Origin of the sequence: Mesorhizobium sp. M1A.F.Ca.IN.020.06.1.1, assembly GCF_004023265.1 — a bacterium.
Classification (GTDB): domain Bacteria; phylum Pseudomonadota; class Alphaproteobacteria; order Rhizobiales; family Rhizobiaceae; genus Mesorhizobium.
On the sequence record NZ_RZSR01000564.1, the window covers coordinates 1 to 3,975 of the forward strand.

The 3,975-nt window shown below is 64.9% G+C and carries 4 protein-coding genes; all 4 read right to left on the reverse strand.

The genetic code is table 11. The annotated features are described in order from the left end of the window. The coding region (locus EOA60_RS22310) for an AzlD domain-containing protein (RefSeq protein ID WP_128311904.1) at window positions 1–204 on the reverse strand (204 nt) is incomplete at its 3' end. Continuing rightward, window positions 201–929, reverse strand: a complete 729-nt coding sequence (locus EOA60_RS22315) for an AzlC family ABC transporter permease (RefSeq protein ID WP_095824915.1) — start codon at window positions 927–929, stop codon at window positions 201–203. The genes EOA60_RS22310 and EOA60_RS22315, both read right to left, overlap by 4 nt. 106 nt (window positions 930–1,035) lie before the next feature. After that, window positions 1,036–1,722 (reverse strand): TIGR02453 family protein, encoded by a 687-nt coding sequence (locus EOA60_RS22320; protein WP_095802425.1) that lies wholly within the window; start codon window positions 1,720–1,722, stop codon window positions 1,036–1,038. Beyond that, a complete protein-coding gene (ligA, locus tag EOA60_RS22325) occupies window positions 1,722–3,929 on the reverse strand; it encodes an NAD-dependent DNA ligase LigA (RefSeq protein WP_095824916.1) in 2,208 nt (735 codons plus the stop codon). Before ligA ends, EOA60_RS22320 begins: the two co-directional genes overlap by 1 nt. Window positions 3,930–3,975: the final 46 nt, after the last annotated feature.

Here is a 3,975-nt window from a genome sequence, read left to right on the forward strand (position 1 = left end):
GATCAGCGCTGCCCATTCGGCCGGTCCGGCGCCGAGCGCGGCAGGTGCCACAAGTGTCGTCAGCACAGCGGCCGGCACGGCGTTGAGGCCGGCCTCGACACGCGGGTGGACGGTCTCGAAGCGCGAGATGACGAGATGGCCGCCGACGCGCGTGAGATAGGTGGCGACGGCGCCGGCGAGGATGATCCAGAAGGTCGTGCTCATGTGCGCTGCCCCACGCCGCTATGATGCGGCGGCAGAATGACCGCCAGAAGGACGCCGGCAATGGCGCCGATCGAGACATGCCAGGGCGAGCCGACCGTCTTGTAGGCGACGATCGAGGCGGCCGCGCTGGCGACGACCACCGGCAGCCACAGCGGCCGCTTGCGGAAGCCGAGAACCAGGCCGAGGAAATAGATCGGCAGCAGGAAATCGATGCCCAGAGCATGGGTATCCGGGATCATCTTGCCGAAGATTGCGCCGAGCGCGCTTTCGGCCACCCAGAACACATAGACCGGCAGGCCGAGCCCGAGATACCAGACGAACCCGACCGATTGGCCGGACGCCGCGCGCGCCTCGGCCACGGCATATTGCGGATCGGTCAGGATGAAATAGCCCAGCGCTTGCTGCAGCAGCGGCCAATGCGCCATGCGCCGGCCGATGCCGGCGGAATAGAGCACGTGACGGAAATTCACCGCGAAGATCGAGAGCACGATCAGCCAGGGCGCGACATGCTGGCCGAACAATTCGATGCCGACCATCTGGCTGGCGCCGCCGAAGATCAGCGCGCTCATGAGGAATGCTTCCAGGACCGAAAACCCGTTGTCCACGGCAATCGCGCCGAACAGGATCGCGAACGGCGCGGAGGCGACGACGACCGGCATCGACAGCCGCACGCCGTCCCAGAAATCGCTCCTCGCACGGCTTTCGGAGATTGCTTCCGCCGTCATCCAACTGCTCCCTTGAGCGGCTTGATTTAGGGAGCGTCGCCCCGCTTGTCACACCAATTCGCTTGAGCCGACGATCAGCGGAACTGATTGCCGGGCTTTGAGCGGCTCAGGCAGCCTTGCCCTGGATCGCCCTGCCCCAATCGAGCAGCGGCTTGGCGCGCAAGGTGAAGCCGACGAGATCGTCAACTAACGCCGCCAGGCAGATGGTTTCGGGATCAATATTATGCCGCACCACGAAATGGCGGTTGCGGACTGCTTGCGCGAGATCGGCTTCGCTGACGTCCTCGAAACCACGCGGCGCGCGCTTCAGGCAATCTTCCCTATCCAGCTCCAGCCCAGTCTTTTTCAGCGCTGAAACCATGGCGCGGAAGGCGGCCGGCTTCGTCACGATCGCCTTGCGCATCGCCTGCAGCAACTCCGGTCCGGGCTGCCACCAGGCGACGCCGGCAAAGCAGCGCTCGAGGCCGATATGCACATAGAACACGCCCTGCTCCATCTTGGTGCCGTCTGGCGACAGGATTGCCGACAGGTGCCGATTATAGGGGCGCTTGTCCTTGGAGAAGCGAACGTCGCGATTGATGCGGAACAGCGACTTCTTGCGGTCGCCGCGCAGGCCAAGTCCCGCCGCCGCGAAACGCTCGCTGAGCGCTTCGACGAGATCGCAGAACGGCTCGTGCAGCTCACTCTCGTAGAGACCGCGGTTTTCCTGAAACCATTCGCGGCTCTGGTGGAAGTCGAGCGCCTTGAGGAACGGAATGGCCTTCTCGCCAAAACCCTTGAACGCTCCGGCCATCAGCCGCCCCTGCCGATGCGCTGCAGCCAGGTGTCCTCGTCGATCACCTCGATGCCGAGATCGCTCGCAACCTTGAGCTTGGAGCCGGCGCCCGGACCCGCCACCACCAGATCGGTCTTGGCCGAAACCGAGCCGGCGACCTTCGCCCCCAGGCGCTCCGCCATCGCCTTGGCCTCGGAGCGCGTCATCTTTTCCAGCGTGCCGGTGAACACCACCGTCTTCCCGGATACCTCGCTGCCGGCCGAGATCTCGACCACATAGGGCTTGGGATGGACTTGCGCCAGCAGCGCATCGAGCACGTCGTCATTGCGCTCATTGCCGAAGAAGTCGCGCAAGGCGTTGATGACGGTGTCGCCGATGCCGTTGATCGACGGGAACACGTCATGCGGATCCTCCGCCTTCGCCGTCTCCTTGCCGACGCGGATCAGTTCCTCGATGGTCGAGAACTGGCGGGCAAGCACCGCCGCCGTCGTCTCGCCGATATGGCGGATGCCGAGCGCGAAGATGAAGCGGTCGAGCTCCGGCTCGCGGCGCGCGTCGATGGCTGCGAACAGTTTGTCGAGGCCTTCGTAGTTGCGATCTTCGATGCTGCGCACATTCTTGCGCGTCTTGCCCGATGCGGCCTCGCGCAGTCTGGCCTGCTCCTCACGCCGCTCCGCCAACGCCTTGGTGACGGCCGGCCGGCGGTCCTTCAGCGTAAAGATGTCGGCGGCGGTCTTCACCAACCCGGCATTGAAGAACAGGTCGATGTTCTCGGCGCCGAGGCCCTCGATATCGAGCGCGCCGCGCGACACGAAGTGGCGCAGCCCCTCCACGGCCTGCGCTGCGCAGATCAGCTCGCCGGTGCAGCGGCGCCGCGAATCCTCCTTGCCGGTCTTCTCGTTGATCTCGCGCGTCGCCGGCGAGCCGCAGACCGGGCAGGTGTGCGGGAACTCATACGGCACCGCATCGGCCAGCCGCTTGTCGATGAGGACCCTGACGATCTGCGGGATGACGTCCCCTGCCCGCTGGATCACCACCGTGTCGCCGATGCGAACGTCAATGCCGTCGCGGATCGGCCGCCCGTTGCTGTCAAAACCCTTGATGTAATCTTCATTGTGCAGCGTGACGTTTTCCACCACCACGCCGCCGACCGTCACCGGCGCCAGCCGCGCCACCGGCGCCAACGTGCCGGTGCGGCCCACCTGGATGTCGATCTTCTCGACCGTCGTCATCGCCTGTTCGGCCGGGAATTTGTGGGCAACTGCCCAGCGCGGCTCGCCGGTCACAAAACCCCAGCGGCGCTGCAGCTCGAGCTGGTCGACCTTGTAGACGACGCCGTCGATGTCGTAACCCAGCGAAGAACGCTGTTCCTCGATCCGGTGGTAGTGCCCGATGAGGTCGTCGATCGACCTTGCCCGCACCATCAGCGGACTGATCTTGAAGCCCCATTCCTGGAACTTCTGCACGGAATCGTACTGGGTCGGAGCGGGATCCGCCGTCGTGTAGCCCCAGGCATAGGCGAAGAATTTCAGATTGCGGCTGGCGGTGACGGCTGGATCCTTCTGGCGCAGCGACCCGGCCGCCGTGTTGCGCGGATTGACATAGTCCTGGCCGCCGATAGCTGCCGAGCGCTGCTTCAACGCCTCGAACTCCGCGTAGGTCATGTAGACCTCGCCGCGGATTTCGATGACCTCCGGCCAGCCAGAGCCCTGCAACTTCTTCGGGATGTCGGCGATGGTCTTGAGATTGGCGGTGATGTCCTCGCCGACCGCGCCGTCGCCGCGTGTCGCGCCTTGCACGAAGATGCCGTTTTCGTAGCGCAGCGATGCCGACAGCCCGTCGATCTTCGGCTCCGCCGTGAAGGCGATATCGAGGTCCTTGTCGCGGTCGAAGAAGCGCCGGCCACGCTCGATGAAATCGGCCACGTCCTGGTCGGTATAGGCCTTGGCGAGGCTCAGCATCGGCACAGCATGCCGCACCTTGGTGAAGCCTTCCGCCGGCGGCGCGCCGACCCGACGCGACGGCGAATCCTCGCGAACGAGATCGGGAAAGCGCCCCTCGATGGCAAGGTTGCGCCGCGCCAATGCGTCGTATTCGGCGTCCGAAATCGTCGGCGCATCCTCCGTGTGGTAGCGCCGGTCGTGCTCGGCGATCTCCGCCGCCAGCCGCTTCAGCTCCTCCGCGGCCTCGCTTTCGCTCAGCGAATCGACTGGTTTTTCAGACATGAAGCGCGGTCCTCGAATTGTGGCGGGCCACTATAAATCAGGATTC